Below are 23,108 nucleotides of genomic sequence, written 5' to 3'. Positions count from 1 at the left end.
CCTGTTTGAGGACACCAGCGCCCTCCCCCTCTCCGCCGCCCAGCTCGCCATGCTCACCGATGCCGCCGCTACGGATTGGTCCGGCGTCGAGCCCTCCATCTTCGGCACCCTCCTCGTCCGCGCCCTCGACTCACGGGAGCGGCATAAGCTCGGCGCTGAGTTCACCCCCCGCTCCTATGTCGAGCGCCTCATACGCCCCACCATCATCGGCCCGCTTCGAGAGCAGTGGGACGCCGTCCGCATCGCCGCCGCCACCCTTCAGGAGGAGGCAGATCAAATGGAGACCCAGGCCGACGAGTTAGAGGCTCAGGCCAAAATCAAACTCGCCGCAGGGGCGAACGAAGCCGCGAAAAAGCTCGGCACCGATGCCGCGAAGCTCCGCAAAGACGCCACGAAGAACGACGCCACCGCCCTCGCCCAGGTCATCGCCTTCCACCACCACCTCTGCGGCCTCACCGTGCTCGACCCCGCCTGCGGCACCGCCAATTTCCTCTACGTCACCATGGAGCACATGAAGCGCCTAGAGGCAGAGGTGCTCCAGCTCATCGCCGCCCTCGGCGGGAATGCCAGCTTAGAGATGCAGGGCTTCCGCGTCCGCCCCGAGCACTTCATCGGCCTAGAGATCAATAAACAGGCCGTCGCCATCGCCCAGCTCGTCCTCTGGATCGGCTACTTCCAGTGGCAGCACAAAACCACCGGCAAGGCCGATACCGGCGACCGCCCCCTGCTGCCAAAGGACCGCAGCATCTTCGAGCAAGACGCCGTGCTCGCCTATGACCAGCGCCTGCCCCGCCTCGATCCCGCCACCGGGGAGCCGCTCACCCTCTGGGACGGCCACAGCACGAAGACCCACCCCATCACCGGCAAAGAAGTCCCCGACGAAACCGCTCGCATTCCCCTCTACGATTACCAAAACCCACGCCGCGCCGATTGGCCCCAGGCCGACTACATCGTCGGCAATCCCCCCTTCATCGGAGCCTCCCGGATGCGCGAGGCCCTGGGCGACGGCTACACCGAATCCCTCCGCACCGCCTGGAAAGGCAGCGTCCCCGAGTCCGCCGACTTCGTCATGTTCTGGTGGCAAAAAGCCGCCGAACTCGTCCGCGATGCCAAGGCCAAGCGCTTCGGCTTCATCACCACCAACTCCATCCACCAGACCTTCAACCGCCGCGTCATCGAGCCCTTCCTGGCCGAGGCCAAGAAGCCCCTCCACCTCGCCTACGCCATCCCGGATCACCCCTGGATCGACTCCGCCGATGGAGCCGCCGTCCGCATCGCCATGACCGTCGCCGCCCCTGGCAAAGCCGCAGGCCTGCTTGAAAAGGTCATCACTGAACAGGCTCGCGAAGATGGAGAGAGTGAAGTGAATCTCTCAACGAGTGAAGGCAGTCTTGCCGCCAATCTGCAAGTCGGGGCGGACCTCACTTCATGCCGTGCGCTTCAGGCAAACTCAAACCTGACCAGCCGGGGAATGATGCTCTTTGGCGCAGGTTTCATTGTAACCAAAGACCAAGCCTCTGATCTCGGGTTTGAAAGAACACCTGGAATAGAAAAGCACTTGCTCGGCTATCGAAACGGGAAGGATCTCACCAATCGTCCTCGCGAGGTCATGGTTATTGACCTCTTTGGCCTAACCGCTGACGAAGCCGCAGCGCAGTTCCCCTCTCTTTATCAGCACGTCCTCGTGCATGTGAAGCCAGAGCGCGACCAGAACCGTGAAAAGCAGATTCGTGAGAATTGGTGGCTCCACGGAAGGCCGCGCCCTGAGCTTCGCGATTACATCTCTGGACTGCCCCGCTACCTCGCCACCATCGAAACCAGCAAGCACCGCTTCTTTACCTTCCTCGATCAGAGCATTCTCCCCGACAACAAGCTCATCGCCATCGCGTCGAACGATGCCTTCGTCCTCGGTGTCCTCTCATCTTCACTTCACGTTGCTTGGTCCTTGAAGACCGGCTCATGGCTCGGCGTCGGCAACGATTCGGTTTATGTCAAAACCCGCTGCTTCGAGCCCTTCCCATTCCCCGCCCTCGAAGAAGGCGCGTTGAAGCAGCGCATCAGGGACCTGGGGGAGCGGCTGGATGCGCACCGCAAGCGCCAGCAGGCCCTGCATCCCGACCTCACCCTCACCGGCCTTTACAACGTCCTGGAAAAACTCCGCGCCGGGGAAGCCCTCACCCCCAAAGAACGCGACACCCACGACCAAGGCCTCGTCTCCGTGCTCAAACAGATCCACGACGACCTCGACGCCGCCGTGCTGGAAGCCTACGGCTGGACCGACCTCGCCACCGCCACCCCGCCCGCCGATGTCCTCGCCCAGGGCGGCCCCGCTGCCGAGGCCCTGGAGCAGCAGCTCCTCACCCGCCTCGTCACCCTCAACCACGAGCGCGCCGCCGAAGAGCAGCGCGGCCACATCCGCTACCTGCGCCCGGATTACCAAGCCCCCGGCACCGCCACCACCGCCAGCCATCAGCCCGAGATCGGCCTCAGCGCCGAAGGCGACGCCACCCCGCCCGAGACCGCCCCCGCCGCCCAGCTCGACTGGCCCGCCGATCTGCCCGCCCAAGTCACCACCCTGCGCAAACTCCTGTCCGTCCACGGCCCGGATGCCGAGACCCTCAGCGCCTGCTTTGGCCGCAAGTCCCAAAAGCGCACGGACCAGATCACCGCCATCCTCGCCACCCTCCGCGCTCTCGGGCACCTCGCCTAGCTGCTCGCCCCCCCCGAAAGCGGTGTGGCGCTGCGCTTCCCACCGCACTCCAAGACGCTGCCGCGACTACCAGTGCCGCCGAGCCTCGCGAAGCGTCTTGGAGTGCGGCGGCAGTGACGCCGCTTTCGGGCGCAGGAGAGACGCCCGAATCTCCCCAGCGCCCCACTCGCACGCCACGCCCCCAAAAGCGGTGTGGCGCTGCGCTTCCCACCGCACTCCAAGACGCTGCCGCGACTCCCCCCGCGCCCACGAGCAGCGCAGCAGCGTCCTGGAGTGCGCTGGTCCTCCAGCGCTTTCGAGCCGCCCCCGGCGCTGTCGCCATTTTTAGATTCTTTAGGGGAACCTTCCACCTCCACGGCGGCGGACTGCGGCGGAAGCAGTGCCGTGCGCCAGCCTCTTTTCCCCATGCCGGGTCTCGCGGACGAGGTGGAGGGGGCAGGTGGCGCAGATTTGGATGCCGATGCGCAGGTTGCCAAAGAAGCTCTGGCCTGCGGCGGCACGCAGGACGCTATCATAGAGGGTGAGGGTGCGCTGGGTCCGGGTGTAGGGGTCTGGCAGGCGGGGCCGGGGGCCGATGATCTGGGCGCGGGGCAGCGGCAGGTGCCAGCCTCCTAACTCCAACCGCCAGCGCCAGCCCTCCCACTCCTGACTGTCGGTGACGGGCCGGGCGTAGGCGAGGCTGGGGGGATGCGCGCAGGGGTGTGGCAGGAGCACATGCCAGGAGGTGCTCTCCATGACCAGCCAGGCCCGCCCCGCGTCGCGGTCACGAGACTCGAAGTAATCTGTCTGGGAAAGAGTGCCTCCGGCGAAATGGGCATACATGATGTTCATATAAACAGTTTTTCGGCGCTACCAAGCCATTTTGAGGCCAAAAAGGGCCTTTTGAGCCGATTTAGGCAGGTGGTAGCGCCGCTAAGGCGCGTGGTACTGGCGCTAAGGCGCGCCTTAGCCGCGCTAAGGCGCGTGGTACGGCCGCTAAGGCGCGCCTTGGCCGCGCTAAGGCGCGTGGTACGGGCGCTAAGGCGCGCCTTGGCCGCGCTAAGGCGCGTGGTACGGGCGCTAAGGCGCGCCTTAGCCGCGCTAAGGCGCGTGGTACTGGCGCTAAGGCGCGCCTTAGCGGCGCTACGGCCTGTCCTTTTTCACGGGTTTGACGCCCTCCAGCGCCTGCCTGAGCCAGTGATGAGCGGGCGTGATTCCCTCGCCTGCGCACTTTTTGGAAAAAAGTTCTTGAAGGAAAAGGTGAGATCATAGTAAAACGCCTTTCGACTGGCAACGTGCGTCACTCGGTGGCGACTACGGCCCTTACGGGTGCCACGCCCCGACTTGAGACAACCAAGGGAAGACGACCATGGCATTCTTCGGGCAAGCGCATTTCGACACTACGGCGCGGTTCGATGAATCTCCTGTGCCGCCAACTCCCACTAGACGGAGACATACCATGGCTAAAGCAAAACTCGGACTCGACGGCAAAAACGCGGAGCAGGTGCTCACCTACTCCAGCAGCCTCATCAGCACCATCGCCCAACCGGAAGGTGCGGCGATCTACCCCACGCCGGAACCCAGCGTGGCGGACTTTAACCTGACGCACAATGCGCTAGGAACAGGCATCAACCTCATCGCGTCGCTGGAATCCCAACTGGAGGCAGCGCGGGCAAATCTGCCGCTGCTGAAGGAGGCGCATGAGGACAACATCCGCATCCGTGCGGCCTACGTGGATGAAACCAGCGGCGGTGATCCGACCAAGATCCCGCTCAGCGGCTTTGCTGTGGCGAGCACGCCGCAGCCCATCGGCCCGCTGCCTGCGCCAGAAGGCATGAAGGCGACGATGAGCAACTTCCCCGGTGCCATCAAGACGTCCTGCGATGTGGTCGATGGTGCGAAAACCTACCTGACGCAGTGCCGCGAGCACATCGACGGCTCTGCCTGGGTGCTGTGCAGTGCGGGTCCGCGCAAGTCGGAGAACGGCGGCCTCATCAGCGGGAAGTACTACGCCTTCCGCATGGCAGCCGTGGGCGCGGCAGGCCAGAGCCCGTGGAGTGCGGAGACGGTCTGTATGGCTCCGTGACCCCGTAAAACCAGACTTTGAGACTGGGAGCACCCGAGAGCCTGAACCGTGGCAGGCTCTCCGCTCCCGGTCTCATTTTCGATGATCTTCCTCTTCTCCAAGTCTCCCCCTCTTCCTCCCCTCGCCATGCCCTACGACCCCAGCTTCCCCGCCGATGGGGTGCTCATTGAGTCACTGCCCTTTCGGGATCAATTTCACGGGATTAAAGACCTGATCGACGCCATCGTGACCCTGACCGCCGCGCAGGTGGACGGGGTGACGACGCTCGACCCCGGCAACCCCGCCAATGCCGCGGTGAGTGTGGTCGGCAACACGCTGCACCTCACCTTCGGCATCCCTCGTGGCTATGACGGAGCTCAGGGTGCCAACGGCGCAGATGGTGCTCCCGGAGCCCAAGGCCCGCAGGGCCTGCCCGGTGAGGTGAGCCAGACGGACCTGAACAACGGTCTGCTCAACACGCTGAACCAGACAAGCAACAACACGAACGCCTTGGCCACGCTGGACAACCCCTTTGCCGATCCTGATGTGGAGATACTGCGCCAGAAGGTGAATGAGCTGATCAACGCGCTGAGGCGGTGAGGTGCCCTGGACGCGGGAGTGGATTTCAGTGAGGCGAAAGTGGAAGCACGGGCTTGAGAAGTGAGCGCCAGTTTCGTTCACTGGGCTCGTATTCGTTTAATCTCACCCGCCCTGACCGCCCATGCCCACCATCGCCATCCTCGGCACGTTTGATTCCAAAGGCCCCGAACACGGCTTCCTCGCCGATTGTATCCGCAGGCGTGGCTTTGACACCCTGCTCATCAATGCAGGCAGTCTGGCCGCGCCGGGCATCACGCCGGACATCAGCGCCGATGAAGTCGCCGCCGCAGGGGCCGATGACTGGCAGGCCGTGCTGGCCCGCCAGGATCGCGGCGAGTGTGTGACGCTCATGGCCAAAGGAGCCGCGAAGGTCGTCGCCGACCTCGTGGAAAGCGGACGCGTGCAGGGCATCATCTCGCTCGGCGGCGGTGGCGGCACGGCCATCTGCACCGCAGCGATGCGCGGACTGCCCATCGGTTTCCCGAAGGTGATGGTCAGCACGCTCGCCAGTGGCAACACCGCGCCCTATGTCGGCACCAAGGACATCGTCATGATCCCCGCCATCGCGGATGTGGCAGGCATCAACCGCCTCACCCGCGTCATCTTTGAAAACGCCGCCGGAGCTGTCTGCGGCATGGTGCAGGCCGCCGAGGGCCGCAAACAAGCCCCGTCGTCTGACAAGCCGCTCATCGTCGCCAGCATGTTTGGCAACACCACGGCCTGCGTGACGGCGGCGAAGGAACAGCTCGAACAAGCGGGCTATGAAGTGCTCGTCTTTGCCGCCACGGGCAATGGTGGACGCGCGATGGAAGCGCTGATCGAAAGCGGCATGGTCGCTGGTGTGCTGGACATCACCACCACTGAGTGGGCCGATGAACTCTGCGGCGGTGTGCTCAATGCCGGACCCGAGCGACTCGATGCCGCTGCCAAAGCCAAGGTGCCCGCCATCGTCACGCCGGGCTGTCTCGACATGGTGAACTTTGGCGAGCCACAAACCGTGCCCGCCAAGTATGCAGGCCGCACCTTTTACCAGCACAACGCCCAGGTCACCCTCATGCGCACGAATGCCGAAGAGTGTGCCCAGCTCGGCAAGATCATCGCTGACAAGGTCAACACCTACACCGCGCCCGTCACCGTCCTGCTGCCGACGAAGGCCATCAGCGTCATCAGCGCCGAGGGGAAAGCCTTCCACGACGCCGCAGCCGACACGGCGCTGTTTGCCGCCCTCAAAGCCAACCTCAAGCCTGGTGTTCCCGTCATCGAGATGAATGTCGAGATCAACGACCCCGCCTTCTCCTCCGCCTGCGCCAAGGCCCTGCTGGAAAACATCGCCAAGGCTGCCGCATGAAGATCGGCCTCTTCATCCCCTGCTACATCGACCAACTGTATCCCCAAGTTGGACGGGCCACGCTTTCCTTGCTTGAGGGACTCGGGCATGAGGTCGTCGTTCCGACGAAGCCTTCCTGCTGCGGCCAACCGATGTCGAACTCTGGCTATGTGCATCTCAGTGAAGGCTGCGTGACCGATTTTGGCGATGCCTTTGCGAGCTTTGACCACATCGTCTCACCCTCCGGGAGCTGCGTGCTGCATTTGAAAGAGAGCCTGGAGGCGCGGCATCATCCGCTCGCCCATCGAGTCTATGAGCTCTGCGAGTTCTTGCATGACATCGCCAAGGTCACGAGCCTGCCGGGCAAGTTCCCGCATCGTGTTGGATTGCATCAGAGCTGCCATGGACTGCGTGGACTTGGGCTCGGCAAATGCAGCGAATGCATGGTGCCCGACTTCTCCAAGCCTGCGAAGCTGCTCAGCCTCATCGAAGGCCTCGAACTCGTGCCGCTGGACCGCAGCGACGAATGCTGCGGCTTTGGCGGCACCTTCTCCGCCTTTGAAAAGGATGTCTCCGTCTCCATGGGCCGCGACCGCATCCGCGATCACGTCAGTCACGGTGCCGAATTCATCACCAGCGCTGACATGTCCTGCCTCATGCATCTCGGTGGCCTGCTCGCTCGCGAAGCACCGCAGGTGAAGGTGCGGCACATCGCGGAGATCCTGGCGGGAACCGTTGACGGTGGTTTACGGTAGTTGACGATTGATTACCGTAGTTTCACAAGCCCTCTGAAAACAACCGTCAACCACTGTAAACAACCGTAAACATCCCCCATGTCCCACGCCGCCAACGCCCACGAATTCCTCCGCGATCCTGCGAGAGCGTCCTGGCATGATCAGACGCTCTGGATGGTGCGCACGAAGCGGGACCGACAAGCAGCGAAGGTGCCGGACTGGGAGCCGCTGCGGGAGGCTGCGTCGCAGATCAAAGAGCACACGCTGTCCCGCTTGGCGGAGTATCTGGAGGAGTTCGAAGCCAAGGCCGTGGCCAACGGCATTCAGGTTCATTGGGCCAGCGATGGCGACGAGCATAACCGCATCGTCCACGGCATCCTCGCCAGGCATGGCGCGAAGAAGCTGGTGAAGAGCAAGTCGATGCTCACCGAGGAGTGCCACCTCAATCAGCACCTGCAATCCCACGGCATCGAGGTCATCGACACCGACCTCGGTGAGCGCATCGTCCAGCTTCAGGAGAAGCCGCCGAGCCACATCGTCATGCCGGCGATCCATTTGAAGCGTGCCGAAGTCGGCGAAGTCTTCCATGAGCATCTCGGCACGCCGAAGGGCCTCGACGACGCCCAGCAGCTCACCGAAGCGGCGCGACAACATCTGCGCGGGCACTTTCTCACGGCGGATGCAGCTTTGACCGGTGTGAACTTCGCCATCGCGGAGACAGGTGGGTTTGTCGTCTGCACGAACGAAGGCAATGCCGACATGGGAGCGCATCTTGCACCGGTTCACATTGCCTGCATGGGCATCGAGAAGATCATCCCAAAGCAGGAGCATCTTGGCGTCTTCCTCCGCCTGCTGGCCCGCAGCGCCACGGGGCAGCCGAGCACCGTTTTCAGTTCGCATTTCCTCAAGCCACGACCTGGCCAGGAGATGCACATCGTCCTCGTGGACAATGGCCGCAGCCGCCAGCTCGGGCGCGCGGATTACCGCAAAAGCCTCGCCTGCATCCGCTGCGCCGCCTGCTTCAATACCTGCCCCGTCTATCGCCGCAGCGGCGGTTACAGCTACAGCTACTTCATCGCGGGTCCCATCGGCAGCATCCTCGCGCCGAACGTGGACAAAGCCGCGCATGGCGACATGCCCTTTGCCTCCACGCTCTGCGGTTCCTGCAGCGCCGTGTGTCCGGTGAAGATCGACATCCATGCGCAGCTCCTCAAGTGGCGGCAGGACATCACCGCTGCTGGTCATGCACCGTGGTGGAAGACGCTCGCCATGCACGGCACGAGCTTCGTTTTAAAACGACCCGCGCTGTATGCGCTCGCAGGTCGTCTGGCCCGCCGTTTCACTCCGCTGGCGAACTTCCTGAAGCTCGACCCCTGGACCCAAAGCCGCGATCTGCCCGATGCACCGAAGGAATCCTTCCGCGAGTGGATGGCGCATCAAAAAAACTCCCGATGAGCAGCCGCAGCACCATTCTCCAAGCCATCCGACAGGCCCAGCCCATGGAGCTGCCGATGCCTGAACCCACGCATCTAGGTGTCGGCGGAAAGATGGAAGGCACGCTAACGCACTTCATCGCCATGCTCGACTTCATCGGAGCACGTGTCGTGCGTGCTGCGAGAATCGAAGACGCCCCGACCTGGCTGCGCGAAAACGTTCCCGCTGATGCGAAGATCGCCTCGACGGTGGCCGCCCTGCCGGGGAACGTCGATCTCACCGCCATCGCCGACCCGCATGACCTCGAAGGCACCCACACGGCCATCTTTCCTGCGCGATTCGGTGTCTGTGAAAACGGAGCGGTGTGGATCGAAGAGACCGATCTCGGCCATCGCGTGCTGCCGATGATCGCCGAGCATCTCTTCATCGTCATCAAAGCAGATCAGATCGTCTCTGACATGCACGCCGGCTATGCCCGAGTCGGCCAGATCGGCAGCGGCTTCGGGCTCTTCCTCGCCGGGCCATCGAAGACTGCCGACATCGAGCAATGTCTCGTCATTGGCGCGCATGGAGCCCGTGGGGCCACGGTCTTCATTTGGGGCGAGTGATCTAGGACACTTTGATGATGGACAGCTCACCACCTCCGCGTTGATGCTCGCCCGAATGAAGTCTTTCCTCTCGTCTCTCCCGCTCCTCGTCCTGCTCGCCGCTTGTGGTGAAGAAAAACCCACCCCAGCGCCGGTCGCCGAGAGCAAGCCCGCCGCCAGCCCTGCCCCTGCCGTGGCACCAGCTCCGGCAAACCCTGCGCCCGCCGCACCTGCACCTCAGGCAGAAAAGAAGGTCTTCTGGTCCGCCGAGATGCTGCACACCGAGATCAAGTTTCACAATCCCGAGTATGATGGCAGTGGCGAATTTAATATGCAGGAGGGCCAGCCCATCGCCCTCAGCCTGCGCGGAGCCAAGATCCGCAATCTCGACTTCCTCACGCGGCTCAGCCCGCTCGCCCTGGACCTCAGCGGCACGCCCATCGTCGATATCCGCCCGCTGAAAAACATGAAGCTGGTCGAGCTATACCTCGAAGACAGCCCCGTCACCGATCTCTCCCCGCTGCGCGGCATGCCGCTGGAAAAGATCTATCTCAGCCGCACTCCCGTCAGCGATCTCAGCGCCCTTTCCGGAGCCCCGCTCGTGGAGGTGAACATCGTTGACACGAAAGTCAGCGATCTCGCCCCGCTCTCCAAATCTCCGATCCAGATGCTTTGGCTCACGGGCACGCCTGTCGAGAGCATCGCCCCGCTCAAAGGCGTGCCGCTCGTCAGCCTCACCCTGCATAAAACCCGCGTCACCGACCTCTCCCCCCTCAGCGGCAGCGCCCTTCAGCGTCTGCACATCGGCGAAACCTCCGTCACCGACCTTACCCCGCTCAAAGGCATGTCCCTCACGCGCCTTGTTTTCAGCCCGGTGAACATCAAAACCGGCCTGGATGTCGCCCGCAGTCTGCCCTTGCAGGAGATCGGCACGAAGTTCGACGAAGAAAGCAAGGATCTCATTCCTCCAGCAGCCTTCTGGGCACAGCTCGGCAAATAAGAGTTTGGTGGGGTTTCCACGCAGCCCAGCATCGAGCCGGGCTTGGTTCAGAATGTAATCTCGGCGGTGCCTGGTCAGGTTGGCACCGGACACCGCCGAGAGTTACGACTGGCGTCCACCAGCCCCCCCCGGAGCGATGGAACTTCCAGAAATGGTATCAGCACTCACGGCAGGCTTGGCGGCGCTGTTCTTCGTGTCTTCACTCTGACGAAGACCCACGAAACGCTTCGAAGCGCCGCAGGCTGCGGTCAGGATGACGACTGAAAAAACGATGTAGCGCCAAGGCATGGGTGGATTGAGTGCGGTGAATTTCTTGAATTAGAAAAATGCTATCAAGTCGCGCCCAAAACATCACCTTACCATTTGGTAATGAAAGACTCTTCATCCCGCCAAACCTTGATGGTTCAAGGCTCGGACAGCAGCAGCGGCTTCAGTGCCGGCCTTGCGGACAGCCATGTCGCAGCGGCTTGAGGATCATGCGATTGCCAGTCTCCGAACACCTGCGTGACCACGCTTCGAGCACGCTCTGCGTCGCGGATGGAAAGGGCGGCTTGCAGCGCGTTCGCAGGCTGAGAAGAAGCCCAACTTTCCGCGAGTTTGCTCAATCCAATGTCTTTTAAAGAATTATTTTTCTGCTCATTGAGCCAAGTGGCGAGAGATTCGGGCGCGGAAGTAGACCAGGAAGCAAAGGCTGCCTCCGCCGCAGCATTGCGTCCCGCCCCTTCCGGACGCTCCTGCACCCAGGCCATGGCAGCTTCGGGATCATCAGCGGCCCAGCTTTGCAAAATGCCCACTTCCGCTTGGCTGCGCTCCTCCGCTGACAGTGTGCTTTGTGACCAAGCCAGCGCTGCGGCGGGATCGGCAGCAGCCCAGGTAGTTGTGATCAGATCGGTGATGCTTTGCCGCAGTTCGGGATCTTTTAAATCACGGCTCCAGGCCGCCGCCGCCTGCGGATCTGACTGCGCCCAGAGTCCGGCCACCTGGGGAGCGAGACTCGTCTGATCCGGCTGTGCCTTCACCCATTCGGCGGCCTGCGCGGGGAATTGATCCGCCCATTCGCGGATCACTGAATCCAGTGCTGCGTCACGAAACGCCCCCGCTGGCTGTCCGGCCGCCCAGGCGGCACCGGCCTGGGGATCGCTGTTCGCCCAGAAGGTCATCACTTCCTGAATGGCGATCAGCCCCGCAGGCTGCGTGGCTTTTTTCAGCGCCCACGCGGCGGCATCTTGCGGATTTTCCCGCGCCCAGGACTGCGCCGCCACGGTGATGGCCGAACGTCGCGCACTGCCGGTCAGATGTCGCGCCGACCAGTCCGCCGCTTCCTGGGGCTGGCTCTCCGCCCAGCTCCCAATCGCCGCCGCGTAGGCCATCGCTCGCAGTTCACCTGCCGTCAGCCCGGCGCAGGCACTCAGCGCCCGTTGCGGTTGGGAGCGCGCCCATTCCGCCATCAGCGCTGCGGCAAAGGCCTCCCGATCCGCCAGACCCGTGATCTGGGAAAGCAAGGCCCACCCTGCCTCCGGCTGCGTGCGGCCCCACTCTGCCCCCATGTCTTGGAGGCGCTTCCGCCGCTTCCGCACATCGAAATCAGCCAGCACGTTCGCGAGCTGCGCGCCGCCTGCACCTGAGGCGCTTGGAGTCGCCCCGCCTCCAAGCGATGACCTGGAGGACGCCACACCGTCTGTTTTTAAAAGCTGGCCGCGTCGCTGCTCCGAGGCCTGCCCGGCAATGTCAGGCGCGGCATCCGGCCAAAGCCAAACGGCGCCGCCAGCCAGAGCTAGCAGCGCCGATGCGATGAGTGTGAAGCGGTTCAGCGGAAGAGGCATGAGCGCAGCTTCACTCGTGAGTCAGGCCGATTCAAGACCCCACCGGAGCGGGAAGGTCAAAGCTGCCGAAGTCCGTGTCCTTCAGGGCATTCTTGTCATATTCCTGGCGGGTAAAACGACCCGTCAGGAAATCCAGCGTGTATCGGTCATACTTGCCCGCCTTGTAGGTGAGGACCAAAACCGCGCTGTTGCCGCTCGGTGTGTAGGTGAAGGAGAAGGTGTCATTTTCCGCCTCGTCCGCTTCATCCATGAAGCCGTTCGTCGGGCTGGTAAAGGTGATCAAATCCGGCCCTTCGGTGGTGTTTTTGCTCACACGAAGGGTGGCGCTCAGGCTCACCGGGGCCGTGCCGTCGCCGATCTGACCGGGGGCGATGATCACCACGCCGCCGTCGTCATCATCGTCGTCCAGTTTGCCGTCGCCGTCGTCATCGTCATCGGAGCTGCCTTTCCGACCGTCGCCGTCTTCGTCGTCGTCGAGATCGTCGTCCTTGCCGTCGCCATCGCAGTCATCTTCATCCAGGTCGTCGTCGAGTTTGCCGTCGCCGTCGATGTCGTCTTCGTCGGCGCTGTCGTCGAGTTTGCCATCGCCGTCGATGTCTGTCTCGGAGGCGGAGTCATCGAGTTTGTTGTCTCCATCAATGTCGACCTCATCGAGCGCATCGTCGCTCTTGCCATCGCCGTCGATGTCGAATTCGTCGATGGAGTCATCATCTTCTCCGTCACCGTCGATGTCCGACTCAGACGGGTGATCGTCCGCACGGCCATCACCATCGATATCGGATTCAGAGGAATTGTCATCTGCACGGCCATCGCCGTCGATGTCACCTTCACTCGCGTCGTCGTCGCTCTTGCCGTCGCCATCAATGTCGTCTTCGGAGGGGCTGTCATCCGTCAGGCCATCACCGTCGATGTCTGTCTCGGCGGCATTGTCGTCTGCTTTGCCGTCACCGTCGATGTCCAGTTCCTTGGCGTCGTCGTCACTCTTGCCATCGCCGTCGATGTCGGATTCGTCGATGGAGTCATCGTCTTTGTCGTCGCCGTCGATATCGTCTTCGGAAGGATTGTCATCCGTCAGGCCATCACCATCGATGTCCGTCTCCGTGCTCGCGTCATCGTTTTTGCCGTCTCCGTCGATGTCCAACTCGGTCGCGGAGTCATCGCTCTTGCCGTCTCCGTCGATGTCGCTCTCAGCGCTGTCATCGTCCAAGCTGCCATCGCCATCAATGTCCAGTTCATCCACGGCATCGTCCTTCTTGCCATCGCCATCGATGTCGAGTTCGGCGGTGGAGTCGTCCTTACGGCCATCACCGTCGATGTCGTCTTCGCTGAGGCTGTCATCCAGCTTGCCATCGCCATCGATGTCCTCTTCATCAGGCGCGTCATCGTTCTTGCCATCGCCGTCGATGTCGCTCTCAGCCAGCGAGTCATCGGCCAGCCCGTCGTCATCAATGTCCTTTTCGGAGGTGCTGTCATTGTTCAGACGGTCGCCGATGTATTGCCCCGTGAGCGGGCCGGACTGAGCCGTGCCGCCGTCCACGTTCAGGTCATCGCCGTTGAGCGTGCCGTCATTGTCCACATCCGGGTCGCTGCTGTTGGCGATGCCGTCTTTGTCCAGATCGCGGATAGCCGTCGTGGCGGCAGGAGCCTGCGGCATCCAGGTGATCAAAGCCAGGCTGGCAAACAAGGCTGCGAGACGTGATTTAGGGCGGAGTGGTTTCATGGGTAAATAGGATGGTTACTGACCCGGACATTTACAACAGCGCCCCCACACGACGCAACTGATCATCCGCCCATTTGGTAACAGACTGTTACCTTTCCCCGCTAGATCATCCCCACCGCGCCCGTTTTCGCCGCCCTTCCAAACATGATCCGCACCCTCGCCCTGCTCGCCCTCCTCGTGCTGCCCGCCCTCACCCAGGCCGCAGACACCCCGCCGAATGTCGTCATGATCATCTCCGACGATCATTTGTGGAGCGACTACGGCTTCCAGGGCCACGCCCACATCCAGACGCCGCATCTGGATCAGCTCGCCAAAGAAAGCCTCACCTTCACCCGGGGCTACGTCCCCAGCAGCCTCTGCTGCCCCAGCCTCGCCAGCATCATCACCGGCCGCTATCCCCATCAGCATAAAGTCACCAGCAACGATCCCCCCATCCCCGCCGGCATGAAGCCGCGTGAGTTCAATGCCAGCCCCCTCTTCGATCAGGGGCGCGAGATCATGAGCCAGCATCTCGAAACCGCCGGCACCCTGCCCAAAATGCTCGCCGCCAAAGGCTACCTCAGCCTGCAAACCGGCAAATGGTGGCAAAAGCACTTCTCCCGTGGCGGCTTCACCCACGGCATGACCGTCGGCGGACGCCATGGCGATACCGGCCTCGACATCGGCCGCAAAACCATGCAGCCCATCTTCGACTTCATCGGCGAAGCGCAGACCGCGAAGCGGCCCTTCCTCGTCTGGTATGCCCCCATGATGCCGCACGATCCCCACACCCCGCCGAAGCGCCTGCTCGACAAATACATCACCAAAGCCCCCACCGAGCACATCGCCAAATACTGGGCCATGGTCGAGTGGTTCGACGAAACCTGCGGCACCCTCCTCCAGCATCTCGACGACCACGGCCTGCGGAAAAACACCATCGTCGTCTATGTCAGTGACAACGGCTGGATCACCAACCCCAAGACCGGCCGCTATGCCGACAAATCCAAACAGAGCCAGTATGATGGCGGCCTGCGCAGTCCCATCATGCTCCGCTGGCCCGCCAAAGTGCAGCCCAAGATGTCAGACGCCCTCGCCTCCTCGCTCGACTTCGCCCCCACCATCCTCAAAGCTGCCGGACTTGCCCCAACCCCCGACATGCCCGGAGTGAACCTCCTCGACGACACCGCCGTCGCCGCCCGCAAAACCCTCTACGGCGAATGCTTCACCCACAACTTCGTCGATCTCAATGTCCCCTCCAGCAGCCTCCGCTGGCGCTGGATCATCGACGGCCACAGCAAGCTCATCGTCCCCCACAAAGCCAACCAGCCCGACGACGTCCCCGAGCTCTACGACCTCAAAGCCGACCCCACCGAGGAAAAGAACCTCGCCCCCGACCAGCCCGCCAAAGTCACCGAACTCACCGCGAAGCTGGATGCTTGGTGGAAGCCTTGACCTGTCTTCGATTTCGCACACCTCGGTGCTTTGTGGCCGAATTGTTCATCGGTATCGAAGTCACTCTTCGATTTCTTCATCCTGGAGCAATCCTTGAAACTCAGAGAATGAATTGGCCACATGATAAAAGCTCTCAAACCCCGCCTTCTTCTGAGGCAGAGTCCCTTCAGCCCTCATGCGCAGGTAATCCTTAATTTCGTCTGCAAGATTCTCGAACATTCGGTGGAATTGCTCGTCCTCCCAAAGGCTCCTCTGTTGGAGGTCAAAGTAGAAAATGTGTCCAAACCAAGGCTCCTTGAGACAAACATAGGTGGGATAACCGAAAAGGTTGTCGCCAATGATGAGCATGCCAATGTCCTCGATCCAGACAGGTCGATTAGATCCCAAATCATCGAGCGTTAGGAGTTCATCTAAAACGCCTTTTTCACCGATTGGCGTTTTTTCTGTGAACGGGAACACCTTGGTGCATGGCAATTGAGATTCGCGGTGAGTTCCGAGAAACTCTCTATAATCGTCCGGCAACTTCGATCCGATCGACATTTCAAGATCATCAAGAGTCATGATTTTCTAGCCATAATATCACGGTATGAGACGCTCATGGATGTCGGTTTACACGCACTGGACAGAGTTAGGCGAGAAAATGTGGGTTCGTCCAGCGGACGTCAGGCTGCCAAACATCGGCCACGCGGAGCTACGCGAGTATCGTGGGCGCTTCTTTGACAAAGGGGCGAACAGCAGTGGTTGGTGCGATCTGGGTGGGAGGCAGGAAAAAAAGCATCGCCAGGGTGGAAGGCGGCGGGTTAGCCTGCGTTGCCTCGTCCCTCCCATGTTTTTGCAATTCTCCCTGCTGAGCCTGCTCAGCGCTTTTCTCCTGTTTCAGGTCCAGCCCGTCATCAGCAAATTCATTCTGCCATGGTTCGGCGGCAGTCCGGGGGTATGGACGACGTGCATGCTGTTCTTCCAGGTCGTGCTCTTTGGCGGCTACAGCTATGCCCATGCGCTGACGCGACTGAAGCCGAGGACGCAGTGGATTGTGCATTCGGTGCTGGTGCTCGCGGCGCTGGCCTTTCTGCCAATCGCGCCGGGAGATTTCTGGAAACCGACGGGCAGTGAGGAGCCTTCCGGGCGCATCCTGATGCTGCTGCTGGGCACGGTGGGGCTGCCGTATTTTGTCCTCTCCAGCACGAGCCCGCTGACGCAGGTGTGGTTTACCCGGGCGATGCCTGGGAAGTCCCCATGGCGGTTGTATGCGCTGTCGAATCTCGGCTCGCTCGCGGCGCTGCTGAGTTATCCTTTCATCCTGGAGCCGCGCTGGGATGTCACGCAGCAGACATGGATGTGGTCGGGCGGGTTTTTGATCTTTGCCCTGCTCTCGCTCTGGCTGGTGAAGCGTACTTTGAAGGCGAAGGCGGAGCCGGTGGTGGAAGCGGAGTCACCTGCGGAGGTGGCACCTGTCGCTGCTGAGGAAAGCCAGGCCGCACGCTGGCTCCAGCGCTTCTTCTGGGTGCTGCTGCCTGCTTTGGCGAGTGCGCTGCTGCTGGCGGCGACGAATCATGTCAGTCAGGATGTGGCGGTGGTGCCCTTCATGTGGGTCATCCCGCTGAGCCTGTATCTGCTGAGCTTCATCATCTGCTTCGAGCATGAGCGCTGGTATGCGAGCTGGGCCTGGGCTCTGCCCGCGCTGGGCGTGCTCTTCATCGCCGCGCTGGGGAAGAAGCTTGGCCTCATCACCGAGCCGATGCCGAACTACAACTTCACCCTCGGCTGGAGTTTTGCAGCGGTCTTCCTCGCCTGCATGGTCTGTCATGGTGAGCTGGCGCGGCTGAAACCCGCCTCGTCACGGCTGACGGAGTTTTATTTATTGATGTCCCTCGGTGGCGCTTTGGGCGGACTCTTCGTCAGTCTGGTGGCCCCGCAGATCTTTGTCACCTATCTGGAGTGGCCGCTGTGCCTGCTCGCCTGCTTCATCGTCGCGTGGCTGGCCTTGCTGGGCTGGGTGTGGCGCTCCAGCACGAAAAGACTGGCGATCACCCTTGGCGGCATCGCGCTCGGGTTGGGCGGTCTCCATCTACTGGCGGTGGAGTATGTGCCGCCACTGGTGGAGAAAAAAGCCTGGCCGCAGATGCTCTCGGAGATCCTCGTGGACATGGACAAAGCCTTTTATGAATGGCTGGCGAAGGTGCCCGCAACAGCGTCCACCTTGATGAACAACCTCGTGGATTGGCAGGCGCAGGTGGTCTATGCCATCGCGGCGATCACGATGCTCTGTCTGGCCTTCCTCATCTACCGCCACCCGAAGCGCACCCCGCAGTTTTTGATCACCGTCGCCACCTTGGTCATGGCCATTTTTACCGGCTACCGCATCGAATCTCAGACTCTCCTCGTGGACGAGCGCATCGAGCGCGTGCGCAATTTCTACGGGGCGGTGAATGTGGATGAGGACTGGGACGACGGGCTGGACAATACCTACCGCACTCTCACCCATGGCGGGATCATCCACGGGATGCAGAATCTCGGCGCGGCCTATCGTGAGGAGCCTGTCACTTATTATGGGCACGAGTCCGGCATCGGTCGTGCTTTGGACACACTGAAAGCCAGGCCAGACGCACGCGTCGCCATCGTCGGTATGGGAGCAGGCACCACGGCCTGCTATGCCCAGGCCGGGCAGGCGTGGCGCTTTTACGAGATCAATCCCGAGATTCCGAGGCTGGCGCGGAAACATTTCACCTACCTGGCCGATGGCGAAAAGCGCGGCGCGAAGATCGACACCATCCTCGGGGATGCCCGCCTCATGCTGGAGCGGGAGCCCGACCAGCAGTTCGATGTCCTCCTGCTCGATGCCTTCAGCGGCGATGCCATCCCCATGCATCTGCTCACCAAAGAAGCCTTTGCCATCTACCGCCGCCACATGAAGCCCGATGGCATCATCTGCGTGCATGTGACGAACAGCTACCTCGCGCTCGCTCCCGTGGTGGAGAAGCTGGCTGCCGACATCGGTTGGAAGACGACCCGCATCATTACCGAAGAGGAGGGCGACCTCGACACCACGGACTATGTCATGGTCACGCTGAACGAGCCCTTCCTCGCCGCGACCCCGCGTGAAGAACCCGAAGCCAAGGAACCCAAGAATGTGCCGCTCTGGACCGACCGGAGGCATGATCTTTTCCAGATCCTGATGCTGGACTAGAAGTGGGTTTCCCCTGGGTATGTGAATAAGTTTGCTGAGGTGATGATCACGCATTTGACAAAGCAGGGGCACCGGGTAGTCTCCGCGCCCCAGTTTCCGGGGCGGGCACGATTCGTTGATCATGCTGCTGCTTCGTCAACCGGTGACTGTCACTCGACTCCCCCTACACGTTTATGCCGAAAAGAACTTATCAAGCCTCCAAGCGCACCCGGAAGCGCCAATTTGGATTCCGTGCCCGCATGAAGACGGAGAATGGCCGCGACATCCTGCGCCGCCGCCGCCGCATCGGACGCAAGCGTCTCGTGCCAAAGGGTGTGGAAGTCCATTACGAGCGTCACGTCCAGCAGCACTCCTAGTGCTCTGAGATTCGGCGTCCCTGGTCCATGCGCCTGCCATCACGCCTTCATTTGAAGGAATCTCGCGATTTCGCGGTGATGCGGGCACAGGGCCGAAGCCAGTCGGGCCGGTACTTTGTACTGGCCCTTCTGCGTGATGAGGGGATCGGTGAATTCCAGTTTGGCCTGATCACAGGCAAAAAACTGGGCAACGCCGTCGCCCGCAACCGCCTCCGCCGACAGATGCGCGAAATCATCCGAGAGCATCGGGCCGAGATCGCCTCAGGCTGGAAGTTTGTCACCATTGCACGCTGGCGAGCTCCTGAAGCGGACTTCGCTGAGTTAAATCAGGACTGGGCACGACTGGCCCGCCGGATGGGACTCTTCTTGAAACCTGCCGCTGCCGTGCCATGAAGCTGCTCGTTCGTTTTTTTATTCGTGGTTACCAGCGTTTTATCTCCCCGGTCCTTCATTGTGTCGGCGGTCCGGGTTCGGGCTGCCGCTTCACGCCGACATGCTCGGAGTACTTCCTTCAAGCCGTGGAAAAACACGGCTTCTTTCGCGGTGCCTGGCTCGGCACGCGACGCATTCTCCGCTGCCATCCGTGGGGAGGGCTGGGACATGATCCCGTGCCTGACTCCACCTGTGGTCATCGACACACTCATCTCAAATAGCCCCCGCCATATCTAACCTCATGGATCGCAAAGCCTGGATCGTCGTCATTCTCTGTAGCATCGGCATCGCCCTCAACGCTTGGTTTGCCAGCAAAAATCCGCCACCAGCGCCCGCCGCTGCTGTGTCCACCGCCGCCCCTGCCAAAGCAGCAGACGGCAGCGCACCTGCGGCAATCAATGCAGCAACAGCTCCTGCCGCCCCAGCCACTCCCGCCCTTCCCGAGGAAACGCACACGATCACACGCGGCAGCGTGACTTGGAGCTTCACGACTTTGGGCGGTGGTATCTCCAAAATCCTGCTTGCAGGCACGGACAAGATCACCCTCAACGAACACGGCAAGGAACCCATCGGTGCCCTGCGTCGTGAAGCCGCTGGCAACGATCCCGTCGCCTACAAGATCGTCGCCAAGAGTGGCAAAGGCATCACCTTTGAAGGCACCAGCGTCGAAGGCATTACCATCCGCAAGGAATTCGTGGTCGCAGAAGGCGAAGGCAGTGACGAACACCTCATCAATCTCAACGTCACCCTGACCAACACCGGCAAAGTCGCCCACAAATCCGAGGAATACTATCTCTACACAGGCGCAGCGAACTCCATCAGCCCTGATGAAGCTCTGAAGCCCGCGTTCTTCTGGAATGACGCTGGCGATGCCCATCAGCGCAGCACGGCGGAGTTTAAGGAGGGCGGTTTCCTTGGCTTCATGTCCACACCTCTTGCTGAAGTCCGCAGTTCCCACACGCGCCTTCGCTACAGCGGCGTGATGAGCCGCTTCTACGTCAGCATTCTGAGCCATGAGGCTGAACCGGACAAGCCGGGCAAGGTCTGGGCCTCCAGCTTCCTGCTCGATCACAGCAAGGATCAATTCAAAGACAAGACGGGCCATGACAGCGACCACGCCATCCAGGCTGCCATGGGCATGCCGCCCATTGATTTGGCTCCCGGAGCCGCACAGACGGAAAAGTACAGTCTGTATGCCGGTCCGAAGGAATACGTCCGTCTCGATGACCTCGGTGGTCAGCGCGACTTCGTCATGTTTTACGGCATGTTCAGCTTCATCAGCAAGCCGCTGAACCGCCTCATGCGCTGGATGCATGACTTCAGTGGCAACTGGGGCCTGGCCATCATCCTGATGACCATCATCATCCGCACCATCCTCTGGCCGCTCCAGGCCAAGTCCCAATACTCCATGAAGCGCATGGGCAAGCTGGCCCCGCTGATGAAGGAGCTTCAGGAAAAGTACAAGGACAACCCCCAGCAGCAGCAGTTGGAGGTCATGAAGCTCTACAAAGACTATGGCGTCAGCCCGGTCGGCGGCTGTCTGCCCATGCTGCTTCAGATCCCCATTTTCTTCGCCTTCTACGGCGTGCTGCAAAATGCCGCCGAACTCCGTGGGCAAGGCTGGCTCTGGGTGAATGACCTCTCCCTCGCCGACACCGTCACCCAGATCTTCGGCTACAATGTCAACCCGCTGCCGCTCATCATGGGTGTGACCATGATCGCCCAGATGAAGCTGACGCCGCAGCCCACCACCATGGACAAGAGCCAGAAGATCATGATGAATGTCATGCCCTTCTTCTTCCTCTGGATCTGCTACAGCTTCGCCTCCGCCCTCGCCCTCTACTGGTCGGTCACCAATATCTACGCCATCGCCCAAAGCTGGATCATGAAGCTCTACATGCCCGAGCCCGAGCTGAAAAAGATCGAGCGCATGCCTGTCGGCCCGGCTCCCCAGAATCCCTTCTTCAATCCTGGCAATCCCACCCACAAGGACAAGAAAACCAAGCCCAAAACACCGAAGCTCGGCGGTTAGAGGCAAGTGGGGCCAGACTGCCCCCAAAATAGCCTTGCCTCGTCCCCGGCCAGCGTGCATCACTCGCCACCTCTTTTTACACACCCATGCAGTTCGTCTTCCCCACCCATCTCCAGCTTGGCAATGAGCACAGCGAGGGCTTTCATCAGGAGTTGCTGCGTGGCCTGACACACAAGCTCAACAACCTCCTCGCCGTCATTCAGGGCTTCAGCAGCCTCATTTTGATGACCGAAGATCTCGATCCCGGCATCACGGAAAACATGCAGCACATCCGGGAGGCCTCCGTCGGCGTCGCCAATCTCAGCGAACGCGTCCGCGGAGCCGGTGGCTGTGCGAAGCTCCAGATGCAGTCGCTGAATCTGAACGAATATCTCAGCGTCGTGCAAGCCGCACTGCTGGAGCCGTTCACCAAACAGAACATCCAGCTCGAAGCCGATGTGCAGCAGGGGCTGCCGCCCATCAATGCCGATCCCACCAAGATCAAAGACATCCTCATCGAGGTGCTCAAGAACGCCGCCGAAGCCGCCGGTCCCGCCGGTGGTCGCGCCATGTTGAAGATCGCAGGTCCAGGAGTCATCACGCCTGCCGATCAGCGGCGTGTGGACATCCTCATCAGCAACACAGGCAGCACCATCCCACCGGACAAGCTGCCCCAGGTCTTCCGCGCCTTTTACGGCAGCAAGACCAGCAACCATCTCGGCCTCGGTCTCACCATCTCCTCCATGCTTGCCCACCAGATGGGCATTCAGATCGGCATCGCTTCAGAAAACAACACCACCAGCGTCTGGCTCAGCTGCCCGATGGCCTGAGTTTGTCTCTGGATGTTCACCCTTCATCTGCGCTGTCATTTGCATTCATTGGAAAACTGCGCGAAGCGGACGTAAGTACGTCACCCCATGCATCCTCACGGCATTCTTCGCGCCCGCAACGCACTCACGGGCTTGATTGGCATCCTTTTCACGGCAGTCAGTCTGGCACAGACACCTGCGCCAGTCGTACCACCGCCACCCGTGCCACCAAAGCCCGGTGAAGAAGCTGGCAAAGCCAAGATTCCAGACGATCTCCTGGGCGATGAGCATGTGCGCGAGGAATTTGGCGTGAATGAATTCACCACTCCCAGCATCCGCAAGCTCTTCGAGATGCTGGACGGCCTCGGCAGGCTTTCTTACGACGCCCTCAAGCGTCCCATCACCCGCAAGACGCCCTCGGATCGTGTGCTCGTCTCGCTCGGCCTAGGCAGCTTGATCGCCGATGGTTTTCTCATCGTCCAGTGTGAGAAAGTGGAGGCCATGGAGGATGTCGGCCGCGCTTTGATCAAATACGCCAAAGTGCTCGGCACCGGCGACCGCATGAACCGTCACACGCAGAGCCTCTTCGAGCACAGCATCGAAGGTCATTGGGACAAACTGCGCAGCGAACTCGCCCTCACCCAGGCCGACGTGGAGGCCGAAATGGTCCAGCTCCGGGATGTGGATATCGCCCATCTCGTCAGTCTTGGCGGCTGGGTCCGCGCCTTCGAGATCGCCAGCCGCAGTGTCGCAGAAAACTACACCGCCGAAAAAACCCCGCGCCTCATCCGTCCCGACATCGCCGAGTATTACCGCGACAGCTTGAGCAATCTCAACCCCACCCTTCAGGCCAATCCCTCTCTCTCCACGCTTAAAAAAGGCCTGGATGAGATCGTCCCGCTC

Annotated in this window: 21 protein-coding genes; 16 read left to right on the top strand and 5 right to left on the bottom strand. The window is 61.4% G+C overall.

Annotation, left to right across the window (positions count from 1 at the left end; all coding sequences use genetic code 11):
• A partial coding sequence (locus tag AC6FTP_RS17830; protein WP_497208265.1) for a class I SAM-dependent DNA methyltransferase occupies positions 1–2,710 on the top strand: 2,710 nt, incomplete at its 5' end.
• Positions 2,711–3,043: 333 nt separating this feature from the next.
• Here the strand turns inward: AC6FTP_RS17830 and AC6FTP_RS17825 are convergent.
• Positions 3,044–3,532, bottom strand: a complete 489-nt coding sequence (locus tag AC6FTP_RS17825; protein ID WP_497208264.1) for a hypothetical protein — start codon at positions 3,530–3,532, stop codon at positions 3,044–3,046.
• A 616-nt stretch (positions 3,533–4,148) separates the two neighbouring features.
• On the opposite strand from AC6FTP_RS17825, the gene AC6FTP_RS17820 reads away from it, so the two are divergent.
• From AC6FTP_RS17820 to AC6FTP_RS17790, 7 genes are all read left to right on the top strand, one after another.
• On the top strand, positions 4,149–4,775 hold the full coding sequence (locus tag AC6FTP_RS17820; protein ID WP_497208263.1) for a hypothetical protein: 627 nt from the start codon (positions 4,149–4,151) through the stop codon (positions 4,773–4,775).
• 126 nt (positions 4,776–4,901) lie between these two features.
• Entirely contained in the window at positions 4,902–5,354 is a 453-nt protein-coding gene (locus tag AC6FTP_RS17815; protein ID WP_497208262.1) for a collagen-like triple helix repeat-containing protein, read from the top strand.
• Positions 5,355–5,475: 121 nt separating this feature from the next.
• The gene (locus AC6FTP_RS17810) at positions 5,476–6,702 is read left to right on the top strand and encodes a Tm-1-like ATP-binding domain-containing protein (protein ID WP_497208261.1); all 1,227 of its coding nucleotides are present in this window, start codon (positions 5,476–5,478) and stop codon (positions 6,700–6,702) included.
• Complete coding sequence (locus tag AC6FTP_RS17805) at positions 6,699–7,436, top strand: (Fe-S)-binding protein (protein ID WP_497208260.1); 738 nt, start codon at positions 6,699–6,701, stop codon at positions 7,434–7,436. The genes AC6FTP_RS17810 and AC6FTP_RS17805 overlap by 4 nt, the downstream gene beginning before the upstream one ends.
• Positions 7,437–7,514: 78 nt before the next feature.
• Complete coding sequence (locus AC6FTP_RS17800; protein WP_497208259.1) at positions 7,515–8,870, top strand: lactate utilization protein B; 1,356 nt, start codon at positions 7,515–7,517, stop codon at positions 8,868–8,870.
• Positions 8,867–9,457, top strand: a complete 591-nt coding sequence (locus AC6FTP_RS17795; protein ID WP_497208258.1) for a LutC/YkgG family protein — start codon at positions 8,867–8,869, stop codon at positions 9,455–9,457. The genes AC6FTP_RS17800 and AC6FTP_RS17795 overlap by 4 nt, the downstream gene beginning before the upstream one ends.
• 55 nt (positions 9,458–9,512) lie before the next feature.
• The gene (locus tag AC6FTP_RS17790; RefSeq protein WP_497208257.1) at positions 9,513–10,436 is read left to right on the top strand and encodes a leucine-rich repeat domain-containing protein; all 924 of its coding nucleotides are present in this window, start codon (positions 9,513–9,515) and stop codon (positions 10,434–10,436) included.
• A gap of 102 nt (positions 10,437–10,538) precedes the next feature.
• Here the strand turns inward: AC6FTP_RS17790 and AC6FTP_RS17785 are convergent, their stop codons facing one another.
• From AC6FTP_RS17785 to AC6FTP_RS17775, 3 genes are all read right to left on the bottom strand, one after another.
• Positions 10,539–10,724: a hypothetical protein gene (locus AC6FTP_RS17785; RefSeq protein WP_497208256.1), complete on the bottom strand. Its 186-nt coding sequence runs from the start codon at positions 10,722–10,724 to the stop codon at positions 10,539–10,541.
• Between the two features lie 116 nt (positions 10,725–10,840).
• Entirely contained in the window at positions 10,841–12,259 is a 1,419-nt protein-coding gene (locus AC6FTP_RS17780; protein WP_497208255.1) for a hypothetical protein, read from the bottom strand.
• Positions 12,260–12,290: 31 nt separating this feature from the next.
• The gene (locus tag AC6FTP_RS17775) at positions 12,291–13,979 is read right to left on the bottom strand and encodes a hypothetical protein (RefSeq protein WP_497208254.1); all 1,689 of its coding nucleotides are present in this window, start codon (positions 13,977–13,979) and stop codon (positions 12,291–12,293) included.
• Positions 13,980–14,123: 144 nt separating this feature from the next.
• Here AC6FTP_RS17775 and AC6FTP_RS17770 point away from each other — a divergent pair, with 144 nt between their 5' ends.
• On the top strand, positions 14,124–15,410 hold the full coding sequence (locus AC6FTP_RS17770; RefSeq protein WP_497208253.1) for a sulfatase family protein: 1,287 nt from the start codon (positions 14,124–14,126) through the stop codon (positions 15,408–15,410).
• 60 nt (positions 15,411–15,470) lie between these two features.
• Here AC6FTP_RS17770 and AC6FTP_RS17765 read toward each other — a convergent pair whose 3' ends face one another.
• Positions 15,471–15,971 carry an SMI1/KNR4 family protein gene (locus AC6FTP_RS17765; RefSeq protein ID WP_497208252.1) on the bottom strand — a complete coding sequence of 167 codons (501 nt, stop codon included), beginning with the start codon at positions 15,969–15,971 and terminating at the stop codon, positions 15,471–15,473.
• Between the two features lie 265 nt (positions 15,972–16,236).
• Here AC6FTP_RS17765 and AC6FTP_RS17760 point away from each other — a divergent pair, with 265 nt between their 5' ends.
• The 7 genes from AC6FTP_RS17760 to AC6FTP_RS17730 form a co-directional block, all read left to right on the top strand.
• A complete protein-coding gene (locus tag AC6FTP_RS17760) occupies positions 16,237–18,597 on the top strand; it encodes a fused MFS/spermidine synthase (protein WP_497208251.1) in 2,361 nt (786 codons plus the stop codon).
• Positions 18,598–18,770: 173 nt separating this feature from the next.
• Positions 18,771–18,953 (top strand): 50S ribosomal protein L34, encoded by a 183-nt coding sequence (gene rpmH / locus AC6FTP_RS17755; protein ID WP_497208250.1) that lies wholly within the window; start codon positions 18,771–18,773, stop codon positions 18,951–18,953.
• Between the two features lie 27 nt (positions 18,954–18,980).
• Positions 18,981–19,346, top strand: a complete 366-nt coding sequence (gene rnpA / locus AC6FTP_RS17750) for a ribonuclease P protein component (RefSeq protein ID WP_497208249.1) — start codon at positions 18,981–18,983, stop codon at positions 19,344–19,346.
• Positions 19,343–19,606, top strand: a complete 264-nt coding sequence (gene yidD, locus AC6FTP_RS17745) for a membrane protein insertion efficiency factor YidD (RefSeq protein ID WP_497208248.1) — start codon at positions 19,343–19,345, stop codon at positions 19,604–19,606. The genes rnpA and yidD overlap by 4 nt, the downstream gene beginning before the upstream one ends.
• A 20-nt stretch (positions 19,607–19,626) precedes the next feature.
• The gene (gene yidC, locus AC6FTP_RS17740; RefSeq protein WP_497208247.1) at positions 19,627–21,417 is read left to right on the top strand and encodes a membrane protein insertase YidC; all 1,791 of its coding nucleotides are present in this window, start codon (positions 19,627–19,629) and stop codon (positions 21,415–21,417) included.
• Between the two features lie 86 nt (positions 21,418–21,503).
• Positions 21,504–22,226, top strand: coding sequence for a sensor histidine kinase (locus AC6FTP_RS17735; protein ID WP_497208246.1), 723 nt, complete (start codon positions 21,504–21,506; stop codon positions 22,224–22,226).
• Positions 22,227–22,313: 87 nt separating this feature from the next.
• Positions 22,314–23,108 (top strand): hypothetical protein (locus AC6FTP_RS17730; protein ID WP_497208245.1); only part of this gene is annotated, 795 nt, incomplete at its 3' end.

It is taken from the genome of Prosthecobacter sp. (assembly GCF_044378005.1).
GTDB lineage: Bacteria > Verrucomicrobiota > Verrucomicrobiia > Verrucomicrobiales > Verrucomicrobiaceae > Prosthecobacter.
This window is presented reverse-complemented; position numbering and strand designations above follow the sequence as displayed.

Coding starts and splice junctions, on each gene's coding strand:
- AC6FTP_RS17825 (WP_497208264.1), bottom strand. CDS start 3,532: ATGTATGCCCATTTCGCCGGAGGCACTCTTTCCCAGACAGATTACTTC.
- AC6FTP_RS17820 (WP_497208263.1), top strand. CDS start 4,149: ATGGCTAAAGCAAAACTCGGACTCGACGGCAAAAACGCGGAGCAGGTG.
- AC6FTP_RS17815 (WP_497208262.1), top strand. CDS start 4,902: ATGCCCTACGACCCCAGCTTCCCCGCCGATGGGGTGCTCATTGAGTCA.
- AC6FTP_RS17810 (WP_497208261.1), top strand. CDS start 5,476: ATGCCCACCATCGCCATCCTCGGCACGTTTGATTCCAAAGGCCCCGAA.
- AC6FTP_RS17805 (WP_497208260.1), top strand. CDS start 6,699: ATGAAGATCGGCCTCTTCATCCCCTGCTACATCGACCAACTGTATCCC.
- AC6FTP_RS17800 (WP_497208259.1), top strand. CDS start 7,515: ATGTCCCACGCCGCCAACGCCCACGAATTCCTCCGCGATCCTGCGAGA.
- AC6FTP_RS17795 (WP_497208258.1), top strand. CDS start 8,867: ATGAGCAGCCGCAGCACCATTCTCCAAGCCATCCGACAGGCCCAGCCC.
- AC6FTP_RS17790 (WP_497208257.1), top strand. CDS start 9,513: ATGAAGTCTTTCCTCTCGTCTCTCCCGCTCCTCGTCCTGCTCGCCGCT.
- AC6FTP_RS17785 (WP_497208256.1), bottom strand. CDS start 10,724: ATGCCTTGGCGCTACATCGTTTTTTCAGTCGTCATCCTGACCGCAGCC.
- AC6FTP_RS17780 (WP_497208255.1), bottom strand. CDS start 12,259: ATGCCTCTTCCGCTGAACCGCTTCACACTCATCGCATCGGCGCTGCTA.
- AC6FTP_RS17775 (WP_497208254.1), bottom strand. CDS start 13,979: ATGAAACCACTCCGCCCTAAATCACGTCTCGCAGCCTTGTTTGCCAGC.
- AC6FTP_RS17770 (WP_497208253.1), top strand. CDS start 14,124: ATGATCCGCACCCTCGCCCTGCTCGCCCTCCTCGTGCTGCCCGCCCTC.
- AC6FTP_RS17765 (WP_497208252.1), bottom strand. CDS start 15,971: ATGACTCTTGATGATCTTGAAATGTCGATCGGATCGAAGTTGCCGGAC.
- AC6FTP_RS17760 (WP_497208251.1), top strand. CDS start 16,237: ATGTTTTTGCAATTCTCCCTGCTGAGCCTGCTCAGCGCTTTTCTCCTG.
- rpmH (WP_497208250.1), top strand. CDS start 18,771: ATGCCGAAAAGAACTTATCAAGCCTCCAAGCGCACCCGGAAGCGCCAA.
- rnpA (WP_497208249.1), top strand. CDS start 18,981: ATGCGCCTGCCATCACGCCTTCATTTGAAGGAATCTCGCGATTTCGCG.
- yidD (WP_497208248.1), top strand. CDS start 19,343: ATGAAGCTGCTCGTTCGTTTTTTTATTCGTGGTTACCAGCGTTTTATC.
- yidC (WP_497208247.1), top strand. CDS start 19,627: ATGGATCGCAAAGCCTGGATCGTCGTCATTCTCTGTAGCATCGGCATC.
- AC6FTP_RS17735 (WP_497208246.1), top strand. CDS start 21,504: ATGCAGTTCGTCTTCCCCACCCATCTCCAGCTTGGCAATGAGCACAGC.